The sequence below is a fragment of the Methylobacterium sp. Leaf93 genome, from assembly GCF_001422345.1.
In the GTDB taxonomy this organism is placed as follows: domain Bacteria; phylum Pseudomonadota; class Alphaproteobacteria; order Rhizobiales; family Beijerinckiaceae; genus Methylobacterium; species Methylobacterium bullatum.
Genome location: NZ_LMMS01000012.1, coordinates 268,480 through 287,377, shown reverse-complemented (window position 1 = coordinate 287,377; position 18,898 = coordinate 268,480). Strand labels below are relative to the sequence as shown.

The 18,898-nt window shown below is 69.9% G+C and carries 16 protein-coding genes; 10 read left to right on the top strand and 6 right to left on the bottom strand.

The window, feature by feature from the left end; genetic code table 11:
* Window positions 1-85 precede the first annotated feature (85 nt).
* Genes ASF26_RS09930 through ASF26_RS09920 form a run of 3 tightly spaced genes read right to left on the bottom strand, consistent with a single transcriptional unit; the run spans window position 86 to window position 3,422 of the window.
* Window positions 86-1,387 carry a type III PLP-dependent enzyme gene (locus tag ASF26_RS09930; protein WP_056252832.1) on the bottom strand — a complete coding sequence of 434 codons (1,302 nt, stop codon included), beginning with the start codon at window positions 1,385-1,387 and terminating at the stop codon, window positions 86-88.
* Window positions 1,380-3,098: an AMP-binding protein gene (locus tag ASF26_RS09925; protein ID WP_056252829.1), complete on the bottom strand. Its 1,719-nt coding sequence runs from the start codon at window positions 3,096-3,098 to the stop codon at window positions 1,380-1,382. Before ASF26_RS09925 ends, ASF26_RS09930 begins: the two co-directional genes overlap by 8 nt.
* A gap of 54 nt (window positions 3,099-3,152) precedes the next feature.
* Window positions 3,153-3,422 carry an acyl carrier protein gene (locus ASF26_RS09920; RefSeq protein ID WP_056252826.1) on the bottom strand — a complete coding sequence of 90 codons (270 nt, stop codon included), beginning with the start codon at window positions 3,420-3,422 and terminating at the stop codon, window positions 3,153-3,155.
* A gap of 275 nt (window positions 3,423-3,697) precedes the next feature.
* On the opposite strand from ASF26_RS09920, the gene aqpZ reads away from it, so the two are divergent.
* Window positions 3,698-4,438, top strand: coding sequence for an aquaporin Z (aqpZ, locus tag ASF26_RS09915; protein WP_056252823.1), 741 nt, complete (start codon window positions 3,698-3,700; stop codon window positions 4,436-4,438).
* A gap of 310 nt (window positions 4,439-4,748) precedes the next feature.
* Here aqpZ and ASF26_RS09910 read toward each other — a convergent pair whose 3' ends face one another.
* Both ASF26_RS09910 and sseA read right to left on the bottom strand, forming a co-directional pair.
* Entirely contained in the window at window positions 4,749-5,639 is an 891-nt protein-coding gene (locus ASF26_RS09910; RefSeq protein WP_244475884.1) for an urease accessory protein UreD, read from the bottom strand.
* A 28-nt stretch (window positions 5,640-5,667) separates the two neighbouring features.
* Window positions 5,668-6,516 (bottom strand): 3-mercaptopyruvate sulfurtransferase, encoded by an 849-nt coding sequence (sseA, locus tag ASF26_RS09905; protein ID WP_056252821.1) that lies wholly within the window; start codon window positions 6,514-6,516, stop codon window positions 5,668-5,670.
* A 186-nt stretch (window positions 6,517-6,702) separates the two neighbouring features.
* Here sseA and ASF26_RS09900 point away from each other — a divergent pair, with 186 nt between their 5' ends.
* From ASF26_RS09900 to yciA, 6 genes are all read left to right on the top strand, one after another.
* A complete protein-coding gene (locus ASF26_RS09900) occupies window positions 6,703-6,945 on the top strand; it encodes a hypothetical protein (RefSeq protein ID WP_027174009.1) in 243 nt (80 codons plus the stop codon).
* Window positions 6,946-6,947: 2 nt separating this feature from the next.
* On the top strand, window positions 6,948-7,301 hold the full coding sequence (locus ASF26_RS09895; RefSeq protein WP_056252819.1) for a hypothetical protein: 354 nt from the start codon (window positions 6,948-6,950) through the stop codon (window positions 7,299-7,301).
* A 290-nt stretch (window positions 7,302-7,591) separates the two neighbouring features.
* Window positions 7,592-9,082, top strand: a complete 1,491-nt coding sequence (locus ASF26_RS09890) for a DEAD/DEAH box helicase (protein ID WP_056252816.1) — start codon at window positions 7,592-7,594, stop codon at window positions 9,080-9,082.
* Window positions 9,083-9,245: 163 nt separating this feature from the next.
* Entirely contained in the window at window positions 9,246-9,431 is a 186-nt protein-coding gene (locus ASF26_RS09885; RefSeq protein WP_018043081.1) for a DUF1508 domain-containing protein, read from the top strand.
* Window positions 9,432-9,610: 179 nt separating this feature from the next.
* The gene (locus tag ASF26_RS09880; RefSeq protein WP_056253368.1) at window positions 9,611-9,910 is read left to right on the top strand and encodes a hypothetical protein; all 300 of its coding nucleotides are present in this window, start codon (window positions 9,611-9,613) and stop codon (window positions 9,908-9,910) included.
* Between the two features lie 155 nt (window positions 9,911-10,065).
* Window positions 10,066-10,476, top strand: coding sequence for an acyl-CoA thioester hydrolase YciA (yciA, locus tag ASF26_RS09875; protein WP_056252811.1), 411 nt, complete (start codon window positions 10,066-10,068; stop codon window positions 10,474-10,476).
* A 17-nt stretch (window positions 10,477-10,493) separates the two neighbouring features.
* Here yciA and ASF26_RS09870 read toward each other — a convergent pair whose 3' ends face one another.
* Window positions 10,494-11,642: a putative zinc-binding peptidase gene (locus ASF26_RS09870; protein WP_056253364.1), complete on the bottom strand. Its 1,149-nt coding sequence runs from the start codon at window positions 11,640-11,642 to the stop codon at window positions 10,494-10,496.
* A gap of 372 nt (window positions 11,643-12,014) precedes the next feature.
* On the opposite strand from ASF26_RS09870, the gene ASF26_RS09865 reads away from it, so the two are divergent.
* The 3 genes from ASF26_RS09865 to ASF26_RS09855 are packed head-to-tail and all read left to right on the top strand — an operon-like array spanning window position 12,015 to window position 18,726.
* Window positions 12,015-15,284 (top strand): transglutaminase family protein, encoded by a 3,270-nt coding sequence (locus ASF26_RS09865; protein WP_156462933.1) that lies wholly within the window; start codon window positions 12,015-12,017, stop codon window positions 15,282-15,284.
* A complete protein-coding gene (locus ASF26_RS09860) occupies window positions 15,281-17,812 on the top strand; it encodes a circularly permuted type 2 ATP-grasp protein (RefSeq protein ID WP_056252805.1) in 2,532 nt (843 codons plus the stop codon). The genes ASF26_RS09865 and ASF26_RS09860 overlap by 4 nt, the downstream gene beginning before the upstream one ends.
* Window positions 17,809-18,726 carry a transglutaminase family protein gene (locus ASF26_RS09855; RefSeq protein ID WP_056252802.1) on the top strand — a complete coding sequence of 306 codons (918 nt, stop codon included), beginning with the start codon at window positions 17,809-17,811 and terminating at the stop codon, window positions 18,724-18,726. Before ASF26_RS09860 ends, ASF26_RS09855 begins: the two co-directional genes overlap by 4 nt.
* Window positions 18,727-18,898: the final 172 nt, after the last annotated feature.

The following is an 18,898-nucleotide window of genomic DNA, read 5'->3' as shown; positions in this document are numbered from 1 at the left end:
TCTAACGCTGCGAGGGTTTCCGTTCCGTTGCAAAACTCGGTCGCCCTGCAGCGATCGCGTGGTCCGGGGAGAGTTTACCGCATCGTCAATCCGCCGGCCGAACTGCCGAGCCGCATTCGCGCGCCGTGCCCCCATCCACCAGGAGCTCCGCCGGTCGCGGATGGCTGAGAAAGCCGGTGGGGCTCGCCGTCAGCCCATAGGCGCCCGATTGCAGGACCGCCACGAGGTCGCCCGCCGCGAGGTCCGGCAGGGGCGTCGCGCGGGCGAGCATGTCGAGGGGCGTGCAGAGCGGGCCGACGACGGCGCAGGGCGAACGCAGGCCGCCCCGGTCCACCACGCTCGTCACGGGGTAATCGCGTTTGACCACCTGCCCGAGATTGCCGGACGCCGCGAGATGGTGGTGCATGCCCCCGTCGGTGATGACGAAGCGGCTGCCCCGCGAGAGTTTCACCGCCCTCACCCGCGCCACGTAGAGGCCCGCCGGCCCGGCGAGGAACCGTCCGGGTTCGAGCACGATCCGCGCCTCCCTGAGGCGGGGATCCGACCTCACACGGGCGATGAGCGCCGGCATTCCATCGCGGATGGCGTCGAGGTCGAGGGCGGTGTCGGTGGAGAAATAGGGGATGCCGAGGCCGCCGCCGAGGTCGATCGTCTCCAGCGGGCGCGCTATCCGGTCGGCCACCCGCTCCGCCAGGGACAGGCCGTAGGCCCATTGCGACAGGAGGGTCGCGGCGACGAGCCCTTGCGTCCCGGCAAAGAGGTGGATGCCCGACAGGTGCAGGCGGGGCTCTGCCTCCACCGCGTCGACGATGGCCTCGAGTTCCTCCTCGTCGAAGCCGAAGGGCGAGGGCTTGCCGCCCATCCGCATGGCGCCCCCCTGCGCGTCGGGCCCCGGATTGATCCGGATCGCCACCCGCTGGACGGTGCCGTGGCGCTCCGCGGCCTCGGCCACGCGCCTCATCTCCTCGCTGTTCTCCAGATGGATCTCGCCGATCCCGCCGGCGACGGTGGCCTCGATGTCGGCGTCGCTCTTGCCCGGCCCGGCGAACAGGATGTGGCGCGGATCGACACCGGCCGCCCAGGACGCGGCGAATTCCGCAGCCGACGCGATCTCCGCCCCCGCCCCCTCGTCGCGGAAGACACGGATGATTGCGGGGGCCGGGTTGGCCTTCACCGAGTAATCCACCACCGCGAAGCCGGCGACCGCCCGCGCGAGGTCGCGATAGGCGTGCCGAAGGAGGTCGGCGTCGTAGACGAAGAACGGCGTGCCGTGGGTCTCGGCGAGGCCGCGAAGATCGAGGCCGCCCACATGGAGCACGCCGTCGCGTCGCGAAAAGTTGGCGGCGACGAGGCGGTCCGCGAGGCTGTCGCCGATCGGGTCAGACATAGCTCGTCCGTTCCGCCACCAGGCGCTTGTAATCGACCTTGCCGTTGGGCGTCGTGGGCAGGGCCGGGACGGTCTCGACGGCGCGGGGAACCATGTGCGGAGGCAGCGTCCGCCGCACGGCCTGCAGGACCTCCTCCGGAGCGGGGCCGCTCCCGGCCGGCACGGCGACGGCGTGGATGCGCTGGCCGAGGCCGGCATCCGCCAGACCGATCACCGCCACCGCCCGGAACGCGCCGGTCTCCATCATCGCCTCCTCCACCTCGGTGGGGCTCACGCGGAAGCCGGCGCTCTTGATCATCGCATCCTCGCGGCCGAGGAAGCGGAAATAGCCGTCCTCGTCCTCCACCACGAGGTCGCCGGAGCGGCACACGAGTGTGCCGTCCTGCGGGAAACGCGGGTCCGGCACCAGGACGCGTGCCGTATCCTCCGGCCGGTTCCAGTAGCCGAGGGACACGGTGGGGCCGCGATGGTGGAGGATTCCGGGCTCGCCGGGCCGGGTCCGCTGTCCGTCGGCATCCACGGCGAAGATCTCGGTCTCGGGGATGGCGCGGCCCATGGAGCCCGGCCGCGCGTCGATCTCGCCCGGAGGCAGGTAGGTGGAGCGGAAGGCCTCGGTGAGGCCGTACATCAGCACGATATCGGTGTGCGGGAGCGCCCGGCGCAGGCGCGCCACGGTCTCCTGCGGCACCGCGCCGCCCGAATTGGTGAGGATGCGCAGGCTCGCCAGATCCGCCTTGCCGAGCCTCGGCGCCGCGCGGGTCAGCAGGGTCCAGAGGGTCGGGACACCGGCCAGGATCGTGATCCGGTGCTGCTCGATGGCCCGCACCACCTCGTCGCCGAAGCGGAACTCAAGGAGCACGAGACAGGCACCCTGCTCGACGCTCGTGAGGAGCTGGTTGAGCCCGTAATCGAACGAGAACGGCAGGACCGACAGGATGCGGTCCTCGGGCGCGATGGCGAGATAGCTGCGCACAATCCGCGTGCCGGCCAGGAGATTGGCGTGGCTCAGCATCACGCCCTTCGGCAGCCCGGTGGAGCCGGACGTGTAGAGGATCGCCGCGAGGCCGGGCGGCGGAGCGGTGAGAGTGTCGGGGGCGAGGCTGACGATCAGCGACGCGGCGAGCCCTCCCCCCGCAGAGTTACTGGATTCACCCATCTGCTCGATCGCTGTTCCCTCTCTCCGAGAGGGTTCGACAGTCGCGACGTGCTCGCTCTCCTGAAAGGAGAGGGTTGGGGTGAGGTGTGGTCCAGCTCCGGAGAGGTCACACACCTCACCCTGTCCCTCTCCTTCCAGGAGAGGGGACCCGTGCGGCCCGCGAGATGTGTGAATGCCGTATCCCGCTGAGGGGGTTATGGGGGGAGGGTCGAGGGCGGCGAGCAGGGTGGCGTCGGTGACGAGGAACCGCGCCCCGCAATCGGCGAGGATATGCCGGACCTGACGCGGGCGCAGGCTCGGATGGATCGGCACGAACACCGCCCCGACCCGGCTGACGGCGAAGATCGCCACGCATTCGGGAAGCGATTTCGGCAGCAGGATTGCGATCCGGTCGCCGGGTTCGGCGCCCGCCTCGCGCAGCCTCCGCGCCAGCCGCTCGACCTCGGCCCGCAACCCGCCATAGCTCAGCCGTTCGTCGCCGCGGACCAGGGCGATCCGCTCGGATGCGCAGGCCGGACCGTCGAGGAGATCGTGCAGCAGGGCGGGCGCCGGCATGGTGCTAAGCGGGTTCGGCAAAAGGGGTCACCGGTTTTGCGTCCTCGAACCCGCTCAGGGTTGCGCCCCGGCCCGCTTGGCCTCGACGAAGGCGGCCAGGGCGTCGACGCTCTCGAAATGCGCGAGCGCGAAGGCGTCCTCCTCGATCTCGAATCCGAACCGGTCGCCGAGCTCCATCATCAGGTCGAGCACGCCGATGGAATCGAGGGCATCGCTGGTGACGAGGGAGGTCGACCCGGTCACCGCACCCGGCGCGAGGCCAGGATTGCGGCCGGCGATGAAGGCGAGGATCGCCTCGCGCGCGGCGGCATGTGTCTCGACCACGGTCCGGTCTCCCCTCGGCCGTCCCGTCGGCCGTCGCCGCCCATAGCGATGTCGGCCGGGCAAGTCCATGAGCCGCTCCCCCGGCGCGGCCTTCGGGCGGTAAGCAACCTACGCAATAACGGCGTCGCCGATCCGCCAGACTGATCGGATACGCCCAATGAGCGATTGCCAGGGGTTGGGGCGAAATCTAGGTTCTGCGCGTCAAGACCAAGGATAAAGCCGATTCTCGTGGTTCGAATACATGAGAATTCATCCTGCATTCGAGCGGGGCTGCCATGACGCATGACACGATCCGGCGATCGACAGCCGAGTTTTTCGGAACGTTCTGGCTCACCTTCGGAGGCTGCGGCGCGGCCATCGTCTCCGCGTCCTACCCCGCCCTCGGCATCGGCTTTCTCGGCGTGGCCCTCGCCTTCGGGCTCACGGTGCTGACCATGGCCTATGCGGTGGGGCATATCTCGGGCGGCCATTTCAACCCGGCCGTCACCCTCGGCCTGTGGTCGGCCGGACGCTGCGCCGACCATCACGTGATCCCCTATATCGTGGCGCAGGTGGTCGGAGCGGTGTTCGGCGCGGGCGTGCTCTATCTCATCGCCTCCGGCAAGGCCGGATGGGTGCCGGGCGGTTTCGCCTCGAACGGTTACGGCGACCTCAGCCCGGGCAAGTACGGATTGCTCTCCTGCTTCCTCGTGGAAGCCCTGGCGACCTTCTTCTTCCTGTTCATCATCATCGGAACGACCTCGAAGGGCGCGGCCACCGGGTTCGCCGGCATTCCCATCGGGTTCGCCCTGGTCCTGATCCACCTGATCTCCATTCCGATCACCAACACTTCCGTCAACCCGGCGCGCAGCAGCGGCCCGGCCCTGTTCGCGGGCGCGGAGGCGATGGGGCAGCTCTGGCTGTTCTGGCTGGCGCCGATCCTCGGTGCGGTCATGGCGGGCGCCATGGCGCGCTGGCTCTACGAGCCGGACACGCTCATCGAGACCACGATCGTGGAGAAGCGGTCGGCGGCGTAGGGTTCGACGGCCGAGCGTTTGGTTCGGATGAGACCGGCTCTTCTTCCACCCGACCACCGCAACCCGAGGTGCCCGCGTCAGCGGGCCTCGGAGGAGGCGTCCATGGCGCTCGGCGCTCACTGGAGCCCTCCTTCGAGGCCTCCGCTTCGCTCCGGCGCCTCAGGATGAGGATTCTGGTGGGATGAGAATGGGTTGACCGGGGCCGACACTTTCCTCTTCCCACTCATCCACCTCATCCTCAGGCGCCGCGAAGCGGCCTCGAAGGCGGCCTCCAGCACCCACGGCGCGAACGGGAAGCCCCCGCTCCTCCCTAACTCTGCCAGACCCGCGGCATCGGCATGCCGCGGTAGGCTACGAGGAGGCGCGCGGCCATCGCCCGCAGGGCATCGGGGGCGGCGCTCAGGAATCGGGCAACGAGGTGCCCGTTCCAGGCACTGGCGGCGATGTCGACCCCCGGTGACGCGAGCGCGTCCACGTGACTGCGGAACGCCTCCAGCCGCGCCTCGGCATCGGGCGAGACGTCGAGGAGGGTCGCCATGGCCCGGGCGCCGCCGCCGAGGGCGGTCCGCTCCAGCAGGGCCGTGATAGGACCGTCGAAGGCGAGGGATTCGGCATAGGCCAGACGCCCGCCCCGGCGGATGCGCCACGCATCCCGGAACAGGCCGGAATCCAGCCGCTCGTGCCGGGCGGTGCGCCCGAAGACGACGGCCTCGAAAGCGAGCAGGCGCGCATCCGGGGCGAGATCGGCCTCGAACCGCCGCTCCAGCCGCGCCCGGTCGAACAGGATGGTCTCCTGCGGCAGCCAGTCGAGGCGTGCCCCCTCGGCGAGCACCGCCCGGGTGCCCACGTGACTTGAGGGACCGTCGGATTTGTAGATCTTCTCGGCGGCAGTGGTGGTGAGGACGAGATGGGCGCCCGCGCCCACCTCCGCCTCGACCCGGAACCCGTCGCCGCAGGCGATACCGCCCGCCGTGTTGAGGAGGACCGCCTCGCAGGCCCCCGCGGCGTGGCGCGGAAGCCGCAGGCGCAGCGGCCCGGCCTCGGACAGGTCGGCCACATGCGTGCCGATTCCGTGCCGGACGACGCGCACGCCGACGCGCCCGTCGGAGCGCTGCCGCGCCGGCGCGGCGTCTGGGGACGGGACGGCGATAGCCGTTCGTTCCTCGCTCGCTCCGTCAATGCTCGATTCGTCTTGGGCCACGCGCGTGCGGGCTCGGTCGTTCGCCGCCTCAGGCCGGTCCCGTGGCGACGGGCCGCGCGGGGTCGACGCCCCATTCGGACCAGGAGCCGTCATAGAGCGCGCGGGGGGGATGACCGAGGGTCTCGAGGGCCAGGGCGACGATGGCGGCCGTCACGCCCGAGCCGCAGGTGGTGACCACGGGTCTGGCCGGATCGACGCCGGCATCGGCGAAGACCTTGCGCAGGGCATCCGCATCCTTCAGCCGGCCGTCGGCCTGGAGCGCGGAGTAATGGACGTTGCGCGCGCCCGGCATGTGGCCGGGGCGCACGCCGGGGCGCGGCTCGGCCTCCTCGCCGCGAAAACGCGGGGCGGAGCGGGCATCGACCACCTGGGCCGAGCCGGTCTCGAGGGCGCGGGCCACGTCGGCGGCATCGGCCACGGCCCCGTGGTCGAGGCGCGCGGAGAAGTGGCGCCGGTCGCGGCGGGGACCGTCGCCATCCTCGGTGGGACCGCCAGCGGCCAGCCAGGCGGGAAAGCCGCCCTCCAGGATCTGCACGTCGCGCACGCCGAAGGTGCGCAGCATCCACCAGACGCGGGGCGCGGAGAACAGGCCCATCCCGTCATAGACGACGATGTGCATGCCGTCGCCGATGCCGAGCTCGCGCATGCGCGAGGCGAAGACCTCCGGCCGGGGCAGCATGTGCGGCAGGGGCGAGGTCTCGTCGCTCATGGCGTCGATGTCGAAGCGGATCGCGCCGGGGATATGGGCGGCCTCGTATTCGGCTGCGGCATCGCGCCCCTGGGCGGGCAGGTACCACGACGCATCGAGCACGATGATGCCCGGCGCGCCGAGACGCTCCTTGAGCCAGCCGGTCGTGACGAAATGCGAAGGCGCCATGTCTGCTCTGTCCGATCATAAGGAGGTCGGCGCCACTCAACCACATCCGCCCCCGGCTTGCACAGTCGCCGGCTCGCCGGGGCGGCACCTTGCGCACTCCCCATCTTGCACAGGCGCCACGTTGAGGCGAAAGCTCCCCGGAATGACCAGCCATCGCCACAGACGTCATCCGGAGGCCGCCCGATCGTGACTCCGCGCGAGACGTTCCACATCGAGATCCTCGGCTCCGACGACGAGGGCGAGGACCGCGTGCGCCAGCGCCTGTCGATCCGCGCGAGCGGGGCGGAAAGCGCCACGGAGCGCGCGCTCCTTCTGTTCGCGCGGGCACGGGCGCCGCAGCGCTCCGGCGGACCGGCCGAGGCGGTGCGCGTCATCGACGGGGCCGGGACGGAGGTGTTCCACCGGACCCGCTTCGACGAGACCGCCTGACCATGCGCCTCCTCGCGCCCCTCGGCGCGATGCTGCTGTTCGCCGGCCTGTTCGTGCGCAGCTACACCGTGCCTCCGGCTCCCGACCGGCGGGGCGGCACCACCCTGGCCCTCGCCTATCCGAACCGCGCCCTGTTCGGCAGCCCGCGCGGCGATTGCGTCGGCACGCCCCCGGACGAGGTGGTCATCGCCTGCCTGATCGGCTCCGTATCCCGGTTCCGCGCCGAATCGATGCCCCTCGTCCAGCTCCCGTTCTGCGGCACCTGCTACAGCCTGTCCCAGAGCCTCGCCGCCCTCGGCCGCGACGAGAAGGCGGTCCAGGCCAAGCTCGCTCAGATGGCGCGATACGGGTGGTAACCCCCGCGCCCGGCGAATGGCTCGGGCACCACGTTGACTTCGCAGGCGCGAAAGCGCATATCGCAGTTGCAGCGTCAGCGGCCGTGACAGGTTCGCTTGAGAGGGCTGCGTGACGGATCGCCGATTGCGCGTCAGCGCGGCCCAAGCGACCTGAGCCCCTCTCTTCAACGTGCATGCACCCGGATCGCCCCATCACGCGGGCGGCCTCCAGCTCAACGGACCAGCCCCTTCGACAAGACGGCCATCGTTTCGGTGGTGTCCGGCCGGTCCCGCTGCCTGAAAGTCTACCCTTGACCCAATTCACCGATTTCGGCCTCGCAGAGCCCGTGCTGCGCGCCCTGGATGAGGCCGGCTATAAGACCCCGACCCCAATTCAGGCCCAGGCCCTCCGCCCCGCCATGGAAGGCCGCGACCTCTGCGGCATCGCCCAGACCGGCACCGGCAAGACCGCGGCCTTCGCGCTGCCGATCCTGCACCGCCTCGCCCAGAACCCGCGCAAGGCCATCCGCCGCGGCTGCCGCGTGCTGGTGCTCTCGCCCACCCGCGAGCTCGCCAACCAGATCGCCGAGAGCTTTTCCGACTATGGGAAATACCTGTCGTTCACCAACACCGTGGTGTTCGGCGGCGTCACCATCTCCCGCCAGGAGAAGGCGCTCGCCAACGGCGTCGACATCCTCGTCGCCACGCCGGGCCGCCTCATGGACCTCATCGAGCGCCGCTCGCTGACCCTCGAAGCCGTCGAGATCCTCGTCCTCGACGAGGCCGACCAGATGCTCGACCTCGGCTTCATCCACGCCCTCAAGCGCATCGTGAAGATGCTGCCGAAGGAGCGCCAGAGCCTGTTCTTCTCGGCCACCATGCCGAAGAACATCGCGGGCCTCGCCGACCAGTATCTCCGCGACCCGGTGCAGGTCGCCGTCACCCCCGTGGCGACCACCGCCGAGCGCGTCACCCAGGAAGTCATCTTCGCCCATACCGGCGCGAAGCAGGCCCTGCTCAACCACATCCTGCGCGACCCGAAGATCGAGCGCGTGCTCGTCTTCACGCGGACCAAGCACGGCGCCGACCGCGTGGTGCGCGGCCTGGAGAAGGTCGGGATCAACGCCTCCGCCATCCACGGCAACAAGTCCCAGCCGCAGCGCGAGCGCGCTCTCGCCGCGTTCAAGGACGGGTCCTGCCGGGTGCTGGTCGCCACCGACATCGCCGCCCGCGGCATCGATGTCGAGGCGGTGAGCCACGTCATCAACTACGACCTGCCCAACGTGCCCGAGAGCTACGTCCACCGCATCGGCCGCACCGCGCGCGCCGGGGCGAACGGGCTCGCCATCTCGTTCTGCAACGACGAGGAGAAGGCCTACCTGCGGGACATCGAGCGCACCACGCGCCAGAAGATCCCCGTCGGCGCCTTCCCCGAGGGCTTCAACCCGCCGACCCGCCAGGAAGCCGCCGAGGCCGCCCAGGCCGAGGAGCGCCGTCCGGCGCCCCAGGGCCAGCGTCCCGGCCAGCGCCAGGGCCAGCGTCCCGGTGGCGGTCGTCCCGGCGCCGGTGCCCGTCCGGGCGGCGGTCGCGGTGGCCAGCCCGCCGGGCAGGCCCGTTCGGGTCGTCCCCAGGAGGGCCGCGGCGATCGTCCGTCGGACGGACAGGGCCGTGGCCCCCGTCCCGACCAGCGCGGCGACAACCGCGCTCCGCGCCAGGGCGAGCGCCCGCGCAGCGGTGGCGGCGGCAATGCCGGCGGCGAAGGCCGTGCCATCGGCTGGCTCGATCGCTTCCCGCGTTCCTGATCTCACCCAAGCTCTAAAGGTCGGGTTCTCCCGGCCTGACGCCGCCCCGGATCGTCCGGGGCGGCGTTGTCGTGTCCGGGCCCGCCGCCGGGACGGGCATTGCCGACGCACGATCCCGCGCCATCTGACGCTATGGCGGTGATCGCCGCGAGGGAGCGTGGATATGCGTTTCGAACTCTACCGGGATTCGGGTGGCGAGTGGCGCTGGCGCCTCCGCGTCACGAACGGCAACGTCATCGCCGACTCGGCTGAGGGCTATGCCCGACGGGAAGATTGCGAGCACGGCATCACCCTGGTGAAGGGCTCGGCCGAGGCCAGCGTGGTCGACATGACGTTGAAGATCGCCTGACCGGTCCACGCAGCGCTGCTTGAGCGAAGGCCGTTCGCCACAAGGCTAACCGTTAAGCTTGCCGGCAGGGGGCATGAAACGGTTTGCCGGTTCCGTGCGTTCGGATGACGGCCAAGCATGCTTTCCCGCGCATGCCGTCATATCATCACCGTCGTTCGATCATCCGAGGAGTCATGAACGTGTTGAGGAAACTCCTTCTGGCCGCATTGCTGGCCCTGGGCTTCGCCGCCTTGGCCCCCCAGGGCGCTTCGGCCGCGCCCATCGGCCCGGTTTCCGCTCTTCAGAGCGAGGCCGCACCGGCCGTCGCCGAGAAGGCGCAGTATTACTACCGCCGGCCGTATTACCGTCGTCCGTTCTACCGTCGCCCCTATTACGCCCGCCCGTATTACCGTCGTCCGTACTTCGCTCCGCGTCCGTTCTACCGTCGCCCGTATTACGCCCCGCGCCGGTTCTACGGCCCGCGTCGCTTCTACTACTGAGTCGTCGTCCACGCCTGCCGGTTTCGAGGCCCGGTCGTCCCCTTCGGGACGGCCGGGCTTTTTCTTGACCTGACGCCCCTTGTCGGCCGATGCAGGAGATCAAGCCGGGCCTCGGACGAATGAAGGCTCCGCAACGATGATGGGTGGAGACCGCAATGGCCGAGACCAGCGACCCGCGTGGGGACCTCACGGTGCGCACCATCGCGATGCCGGCCGACACCAACGCCAACGGCGACATCTTCGGCGGCTGGGTGATGTCGCAGATGGACCAGGCCGGGGGCATCGCCGGCGTCGACCAGGCGCAGGGCCGTGTGGTCACGGTGGCGGTCGATGCGATGACCTTCATCCGTCCGGTACGGGTGGGCGACGTGCTCTGCGTCTACACCCGGGTCGAGAGTGTCGGCCGCACCTCCATGAAGATCCAGGTCGAGGCCTGGGCGCGCCGCTTCCGCACCAAGCTGCGCGAGAAGGTGACCGAGGCCACCTTCACCTTCGTGGCCATCGACGACGACGGACGCCCGCGCCGGCTTCCCAAGCCGGAGCCGGAGAGTTCGCTGGAGCCGTAGGCCGGGCGAGGCGGGCATCAAACGTTCGGAGGGGCCACGCGCTGGCGCAGGCCGGTGATGACGGCCTTCAGGACGTCGGAATCGGCCTGGTACCCCGTGGCCGAACGGACGGCGTCGACCCGGTCATGGACGAAGGCGAGCTTGGCGATGACGGCCGGGGTCAGCTTGAAGGGATACAGCGCCGGCTGACCCATGCTGCGGCTGAGGGAATTCACCGCGTAGGTCAGCGGCAGCCAGACCGAGACCAGCCGGTCGAGGTCGGGGGATTGATACGGATCGAAATCGATCACCACGGGCTCCGGCGCGCTGCTGCGCAGGCGGGGCCGCAGTTGAAGCTCGAAGGCGCTCGCCGTCTCCACCGTGTCGACGATGTGGAGGTAATGCGCCCAGGTCTCGGCGAAATCCTCCCACGGGTGGCTGGTGGCGTAGGCGCTGACATAGGATTCCTGCCAGTCCGGCGGCGCGCCCTGGGCATAGTAGCGCTGCAGGGCCATGCCGTAGCTGGCGCGCTCGTCGCCGAACAGGTCGCGGAACGCCCAGATGCTCGGGTCGTAGCGGACCAGGACGTTCCAGAAATAATGCCCGATCTCGTGGCGGAAATGCCCGAGCAGGGTGCGGTAATACTCGCCGAACAGCATCCGGCGGCGTTCGCGCTCGACGTCGTCGGCCTCGGCGATATTGAGGGTGATGAGACCGCTGCGATGCCCGGTGAGGACGGGCGGGCCGACGCTGTAGTTCTCGGCCGGATCGACCAGGAAATCGAAGGCGAGGCCCGTGGCCGGGTTCTCCTCCCGCGTCATCAGGGGCAGGTCCAGACGCAGGAGCGAGTAGAACAACCGGTGCTTGGCCGCCTCGATCTGGCGCCAGCGGGTGAGGTTCCAGTCGAGGGTCAGGTCCGGGACAACGCGGTTGTGCCGGCAGGAGGTACAGTAGCGGTCCGCGCTGTCCTCCGGCACCAGCCAGTTGCACGCATGGTAATCGGCATTCGCGCAGAAGCGGTATTTCCGGGCCGGGTCGGCATAGGCATGCCAGACCGAACCGGAGGGTTCGAGGGCCGACATCTCATGCGACTGGCAGACATAGCCGAGCTGCCGCTGGCAGCTGTCGCATTCCGTGCTCTCGAAGCTCACCGGCTGGTCGCAGGCCTGGCACTGAAAGACCTTCATCGGGCGGCCGCGCCCGCCGGACGGACGCCGCGGAGGGCGAGCGGGAGCGCTTCGCGGCGGCATACCGCGCCGCGATGCATGGAATTTGCTTCGTGCCCGGCGACGGGCCGCATCGCCACGCCGTATGTCTGAACTGCCAGGGCCAAGATCCTCACGCGATGAACGTCTTCGCCTTCCACCAACCGGTCGGGCAACGTCGTTGTAGACTAGCACCGAATTCGACTGCCGTCGGCGCTGTTCCCGTCCTATGGTCATTCGGCCTCGAAACGCCGATGACAGCCGGGGCGCGCGTCGGCGATGCGCCCCGGCTTCCCGCCGCCGCCGCGCGTTTATCGCGCGCCCGGCACCACGTCTGAACCAGCGGGAGTCCCCGTGTCCATCAAAGCCGCCCTCCACCACGTCACCCACTACAAGTACGATCGGCCGATCCAGCTCGGACCACAGGTGATCCGCCTGCGCCCGGCGCCGCATACGCGCTCGCTCGTGCCGGCCTATTCCCTGAAGATCCTGCCGGAGAACCACTTCATCAACTGGCAGCAGGACCCGAACGGGAACTGGCTCGCCCGGCTGGTCTTCCCCGAGCGGACCACCGAGCTGAAGATCGAGGTCGATCTGATCGCCGAGATGGCGGTGATCAACCCGTTCGACTTCTTCGTGGAGGATTACGCCCAGACCCGCCCCTTCGCCTACGAAAGCGACCTCACGGCGGAGCTGAAGCCCTATCTCGTCACCGACGACGCCACGGGACCGGAGATCGACGCGCTGCTCGAGCGGCTGCCCGAACAGCCCAACACCGTGCTCTTCCTCGTGGCCCTCAACGCCATGATCGCCTCCGAGATCACCTACGGCGTGCGCATGGAGCCGGGCGTCCAGACGCCGGCCGAGACGCTGACCCTGAAGAGCGGCTCGTGCCGCGATTCCGCCTGGCTTCTCGTCCAGGTGCTGCGCCGCATCGGTCTCGCCGCGCGCTTCGTCTCCGGCTACCTGATCCAGCTCATTCCCGACACGACGGCGGTGGACGGCCCGGCCGGCACCTCCACCGATTTCACCGACCTGCACGCCTGGGCCGAGGTCTACCTGCCGGGCGCCGGCTGGATCGGCCTCGACGCCACCTCCGGTCTCCTCTGCGGCGAGGGTCACATCCCGCTGGCCGCCACCCCGCACTACCAGTCGGCCGCGCCGATCTCGGGCCTTGCCGAACCCGCCGAAGTGGAGTTCGGCTTCGAGATGACGGTGACCCGCGTGGACGAGGCGCCGCGCATCACCAAGCCGTTCTCGGACGAGGTCTGGGCCAAGATGGATGCGCTGGGCGAGCGGATCGACGTCGATCTCGCCGAGCAGGACGTGCGCCTGACCATGGGCGGCGAGCCGACCTTCGTCTCCATCGACGATTTCGAATCGGCCGAGTGGAACGCCGCCGCCGTGGGGCCGACCAAGCGCGGCCTCGCCGACAAGCTGATCCGGCGCCTGCGCACCCGCTTCGGACCGGGCGGCATGCTGCATTACGGCCAGGGCAAATGGTATCCGGGCGAGAGCCTGCCGCGCTGGGCCTTCGCCCTGTACTGGCGCCGGGACGGCAAGCCGATCTGGAGCAATCCGGACCTCGTCGCCAAGGAGGACGGCCCGCGTGATGCCACCTCCAGCAAGGCGAAGGCGCTGATCGACGGCGTCGCCAAGCGTCTCGGCCTCGAAACCTATGTGTTCCCCGCCTTCGAAGACCCGATCTACTGGGAGGAGAAGCGGGAGGAGTTGCCGATCAACGTCACCACCTCGGACGCCAAGTTCCCGAACCCGGAGACCAATGCCCGCATCGCGCGGGTGTTCGACCGCGGCCTCGGCGAGGCCGCCGGTTATGCCCTCCCCCTGGCGAGCCTGCCGCTCGGCAAGGACGATCCCGACGACCGCCGCTGGATCTCGGAACCCTGGCAGTTCCGCCGCACCCACGCCTTCCTGACGCCGGGCGATTCACCGGTGGGGTATCGCCTCCCCCTGAGCTCGCTGCCCTTCGTTCCGCCGGAGCACTACCCCTACTACCAGCCCCAGGATCCGCTTGAGGAGCGGGGCGCCCTCCCCGAGGGTCATCCCGGCACGAAGACCGAGAACGGATCGGGCGTCACCGGCGTCGCCGTGCGTACGGCGCTCGCCGTCGAGCCGCGGGACGGGGTGCTGCGGGTGTTCATGCCGCCGCTGCAGCGGGTGGACGAGTATCTCGAACTCATCGGCCATCTCGAGGCCGTCGCCGCCGAGCTGAAGCAGCCCCTGCATATCGAGGGCTACGAGCCGCCGTTCGATCCGCGCCTGAACGTCATCAAGGTCACGCCCGATCCCGGCGTCATCGAGGTCAACGTGCATCCCGCCACCTCCTGGCGCGAGGCCGTGACCATCACGAGCGAGCTCTACGAGGATGCCCGCCAGATCCGCCTGGGCGCGCAGAAGTTCATGACCGACGGCCGCCATACCGGCACCGGCGGCGGCAACCACGTGGTGCTGGGCGGCGCGACGCCCAACGATTCGCCGTTCCTGCGCCGGCCGGACCTGCTGAAGAGCCTCGTGCTCTACTGGCAGCGCCACCCCTCGCTCTCCTACCTGTTCGCCGGCCTCTATATCGGCCCGACGAGCCAGGCGCCGCGCATGGACGAGGCCCGGCACGACGGGCTCTACGAGCTCGAGATCGCCATGGCGCAGGTGCCCAAACCCGACGAGCCCAACATCCCGCGCTGGCTGGTGGACCGGATCTTCCGCAACATCCTCGTGGACGTCACCGGCAACACCCACCGCTCCGAGATCTGCATCGACAAGCTCTACTCGCCGGACGGCCCCACCGGCCGCCTCGGCCTCTTGGAGTTCCGCTCCTTCGAGATGCCGCCGGACCCGCGCATGAGTCTGGCCCAGCAACTCCTGCTGCGGGCCATCGTCGCCTGGGCTTGGCGCGAACCCCAGGAAGGCGGCTGTGTCCGTTGGGGCACGGGCCTGCACGATCGCTTCATGCTGCCCCACTTCCTCTGGACGGACTTCCTCGGCGTGCTGGAAGACCTCCGCCAAGCCGGTTACGACTTCGACCCGGCGGCGTTCCAGGCGCAGTACGAGTTCCGCTTCCCGGTCTTCGGGACGGTGGAGCAGGGCGGCGTCAAGCTGGAACTGCGGCAGGCATTGGAGCCCTGGCACGTGCTGGGCGAAGAGGGGGCGATCGGTGGAACGGTGCGGTACGTGGACAGCTCGGTGGAGCGTCTGCAGGTCAAGGTCGAGGGCTTCGTGCCCGGCCGCCACGTCATCAGCTGCAATGGCCGGCGCCTTCCGATGACCGGCACCGGCACGGTGGGCGAAGCGGTGGCGGGCCTGCGCTTCAAGGCGTGGCAGCCGGCCTCCTCGATGCATCCGACGATCCCCGCGCATTCGCCCCTCACCATCGATATCCTCGATGCGTGGAGCGGACGCTCACTCGGCGGCTGCCGCTACCATGTCAGCCATCCCGGCGGGCGCAACTACGAGACCTTCCCGGTGAACACCTACGAGGCCGAAGGGCGCCGTCTCGCGCGCTTCCAGGCCCACGGCCACACCCCCGGCAAGGTCGAGATGCCGGTCGAGGAGATCAGCCGCGAATTTCCGCTCACCCTCGATCTCAGAACGCCAGCACCCAGATGACCCAAGTGGCCGAGGCGCCAGCCGGAGGAACGGCGTCGCATGTCGTGCGCTGGACCTCGGACTACCGACCTCGGCCCGGAATCCCGGACGAGTTCGCGGGGCCGGACGGGCCTTGCGAAGGGCCTTGCAAAGGCGCCTGGCCACGTCTGCTCGACCGCCTCGGCGCCCTCAGCGGAGCCGAGATCACCGCCCGCTTCGCCTCGGCCGAGCGGCACATCCGCGATACCGGCATCTCGTATCGGATCTATGGCGACCAGCGCGAGCATGCCTGGCCGCTGAGTTCCCTGCCCCTGGTGATCGAGGGGGCCGAATGGCGCGCCCTCAGCGCCGGCATCGTCCAGCGGGCGGGGCTGATGGAATCCATCGTTTCCGACATCTACGGCCCCGGCCGGATGGTGGCGGACGGGGTGCTGCCGGCGGCCCTGGTGGCGGGAGCCCCGGAATTCCTGCGCCCGCTCTCGGGGGTGACGCCGCCGGGCGGGCGCTGGCTCAAGCTCTACGCCGCCGATATCGGCCGGGGGCCTGACGGGCGCTGGCGCGTGCTCGCCGACAGGACCCAGGCGCCCTCCGGCCCCGGCTACGCCCTGGAGAACCGGATGGTGCTGACCCGCGCCTTCCCGGACCTCTACGCCGACCTCCAGGTGGAACGCCTCGCCCCGTTCTTCCAGGCGTTTCGCGACGGGCTGGTCATGGGCGCGCAGCGCAGCGACCCGCGCATCGGCCTGCTCACCTCAGGCCCTTTGAGCTCGACCTATGTGGAGCAGGCGGCGCTGGCGCGCTACCTCGGCCTGCTGCTGGTGGAGGGCGACGACCTCGTGATGCAGGATGGGGTGCTGCATGTGCGCACCGTTTCCGGCCTCAAGCGCATCGATGCCCTGTGGCGGCGCATCGATTCCGACTATCTCGACCCGCTCGAACTCAACCCGGCCTCGCGCCTCGGCGTGTCGGGGGTGCTGGAGGCCCTGCGCAACGACAGCGTCGTCGTCGGCAACATGCCGGGTTCCGGCATCTTGGAATCGGGCGCGCTCGGCGCCTACCTGCCGCGTATCGCGCGCTATTTCCTCGGCACCGACCTCAGCCTCCAGGGGCCGAAGAGCTGGTGGTGCGGCGATCCCGAATCCCTCGCCCATGTCCGCGGAAACCTCGAACACCTGGACCTGCGGCCGGTGGCGACCCCGACCAAGGGCATGGGGCGCGACGCCATCCTCGGGCCGCACGCCATCGTCGCCGAGCGCGAGCGCGTGGTGGCCGCCCTGCGCGACCGTCCGTTCGACTACGTGGCGCAGGAGCACGCGCCCCTCTCCACCATGCCGGGCTGGGAGCCCGGCCCCGACGGGATGCGCCTCGTGCCCCGCCCCTTCGTGCTGCGCGTCTTCGCGGCGGCGACGCCGGACGGCTGGCGGGTGATGCCCGGCGGCTTCTGCCGCATCTCCGAGCGGCCCGACGTGAACCCGATCGAGATGCGGGCCGGGATCAAGTCGGCGGATGTGTGGGTGCTCTCGGACGGGCCGGTGGAGCCCGTCTCGCTGATGCATCCGGGCGCCCCGCGCGTGCGCCGCATCGCCGGTCACCTGCCGTCCAGGGCGGCCGACAACCTGTTCTGGTTCGGCCGCTACGTGGAGCGGGCGGAGGCGGTGATCCGCCTCGTCATCGCCCATCTCGGCAGCGTCGGGAACGCAGTGATCGCCGACATGGCCGGCACCGAGAGCGCCCCCACCGCCCTGCGCATCCGCGCCCTGCTGGACGAATGGGGCGCCATCGAAGCGCCCGACCTGCCGACGGCGAAACTCGCACAGGAAGCCCTGAGCGGGCGGGCGACCTACGGTTCGGCCCTGTCGCACAGCCTGTCGGCGCGCCACAACGCGGCCTCTCTGCGCGAGCGGCTGTCGAGCGAGGCCTGGCGCGCGCTGGCCGACCTGAGGGACCTCCTCGACCTCGACGAGGCCAAGGAGCTGGCCGAGGCCGAGCTTCTCGGGCTGGCGGAGCGGGCGCTCGGCCATATCGCCGCCCTCGCGGGGCTGGCGCAGGAGAACATGAACCGCACGGCGGGCTGGCACTTCGTCGATCTCGGCCGCCGGATCGAGCGGGCGATCAACACCTGCTCCTTCGCCGCCCGTTTCGCGGGGGACGAGGCGACGGCCGAGGATCTCGGCGTCATGCTGTCCCTCTGCGATTCGCACGTCTCCTTCGGCGCGCGCTACATGCAGGGCGTGGCCATCGACCCGGTGCGCGACATGGTGCTCCTCGATCCCTTCAACCCGCGCTCCGTCGCCTTCCAGATCGAGGCGATCTGCCGGCATCTCGCCGACCTGCCGGCGCTCCGCGTCGACGGCCTGCCCGAGTCGCACCGGCGCCTCGCCCAGAAGCTCGCCGCTGAATTCACCACGGCCGAGGCGTCGGAGCTCGACGGGGCGGCCCTGTCCCGCCTCGAGAACACCTTCGAGGGCCTCGCCGACGCGATCGTCACCCGCTACTTCCCCAACGGACCGCATGCCATGCGGCCGGAAAAGCTGGTGGGGCTCGCGTGATCTATACGCTGCGCCACGTCACCACCTACCGCTACGGCAAGCCCGTCCGCTACGCCCGCTGCGCCCTCAGGCTGCAGCCGCGCGACGGGGAGGGGCAGAGCGTCCTGTCGAGCGAGCTGACGATCTCGCCGACGCCGCGGACCCGCACCGTGCGGCGCGACTATTTCGGCCTCGACGTGGTCACCTTCCTGATCGACACCCCGCATAGCGAGTTGCGGGTGGAAGCCCTCTCGCGGGTGGAGGTGAAGCGCCCGCCGCTGCCGGAGCCGGAATCCGGCATGCCCTGGGAGAATGTGCGCGACACGGCGATCTCCGGCCGATCCATGGCGCCCGACGCCCCGGTGCATTTCGTGTTCCCGAGCGTCAGGGTTCCCCTCGACCCGGACGTGACCGACTATGCCCGGGCGAGCTTCACCCCCGGCCGGAGCGCCTATGGCGGAGCCGTCGACCTGATGCGGCGCATCCGCACCGACTTCAAATTCGACGCGAAGGCGACCAACGTCCACACGCCACTGGCCGAGGCCTTCGCCCTCAAGGCGGGAGTGTGCCAGGATTTCGCGCATATCATGATCGCCGGCCTGCGCGGCCTCGGCCTGCCCGCCGCCTATGTGAGCGGCTACATCCGCACCATCCCGCCCGCCGGCCGGCCGCGACTGAGGGGGGCGGACGCCAGCCATGCCTGGGTCTCGGTCTGGTGCGGGGATGGCTGGATCGGCCTCGATCCCACCAACAACATCGGCGCCTGCGACGACCACATCGTGGTGGCGCGGGGCCGCGACTACACCGACGTCTCGCCCATCGACGGCATCGTCTCCTCCTCCGGCCCGCAGAAGCTCAAGGTCGAGGTGGACGTGATCCCCGACGGCGAGGCCATGCCGGAGGCGGCGGGCGAGCCGGAGGCCGAAACGGCCTGAATCCGGGCCTCGAAGGAGAGGTCCACTTCGCGCTCCGAGTTCTGGAGGCCTCCTTCGAGGCCGCTTCGCGGCACCTCAGGATGAGGTGGTCGGGTAGGAGAAGACGAATCTCGGCTCCGTCAACCCATTCTCGTCCCACCAGACTCCTCATCCTGAGGTGCCGCAGCGAAGC

What these genes read in the sequence shown, in the direction of transcription:
- aqpZ (WP_056252823.1), top strand. Translation starts at nt 3,698, where the DNA reads ATGACGCATGACACGATCCGGCGATCGACAGCCGAGTTTTTCGGAACG.
- sseA (WP_056252821.1), bottom strand. Translation starts at nt 6,516, where the DNA reads ATGGCGCCTTCGCATTTCGTCACGACCGGCTGGCTCAAGGAGCGTCTC.
- ASF26_RS09860 (WP_056252805.1), top strand. Translation starts at nt 15,281, where the DNA reads ATGACCCAAGTGGCCGAGGCGCCAGCCGGAGGAACGGCGTCGCATGTC.
- yciA (WP_056252811.1), top strand. Translation starts at nt 10,066, where the DNA reads ATGGCCGAGACCAGCGACCCGCGTGGGGACCTCACGGTGCGCACCATC.
- ASF26_RS09930 (WP_056252832.1), bottom strand. Translation starts at nt 1,387, where the DNA reads ATGTCTGACCCGATCGGCGACAGCCTCGCGGACCGCCTCGTCGCCGCC.
- ASF26_RS09870 (WP_056253364.1), bottom strand. Translation starts at nt 11,642, where the DNA reads ATGAAGGTCTTTCAGTGCCAGGCCTGCGACCAGCCGGTGAGCTTCGAG.
- ASF26_RS09885 (WP_018043081.1), top strand. Translation starts at nt 9,246, where the DNA reads ATGCGTTTCGAACTCTACCGGGATTCGGGTGGCGAGTGGCGCTGGCGC.
- ASF26_RS09895 (WP_056252819.1), top strand. Translation starts at nt 6,948, where the DNA reads ATGCGCCTCCTCGCGCCCCTCGGCGCGATGCTGCTGTTCGCCGGCCTG.
- ASF26_RS09925 (WP_056252829.1), bottom strand. Translation starts at nt 3,098, where the DNA reads ATGCCGGCGCCCGCCCTGCTGCACGATCTCCTCGACGGTCCGGCCTGC.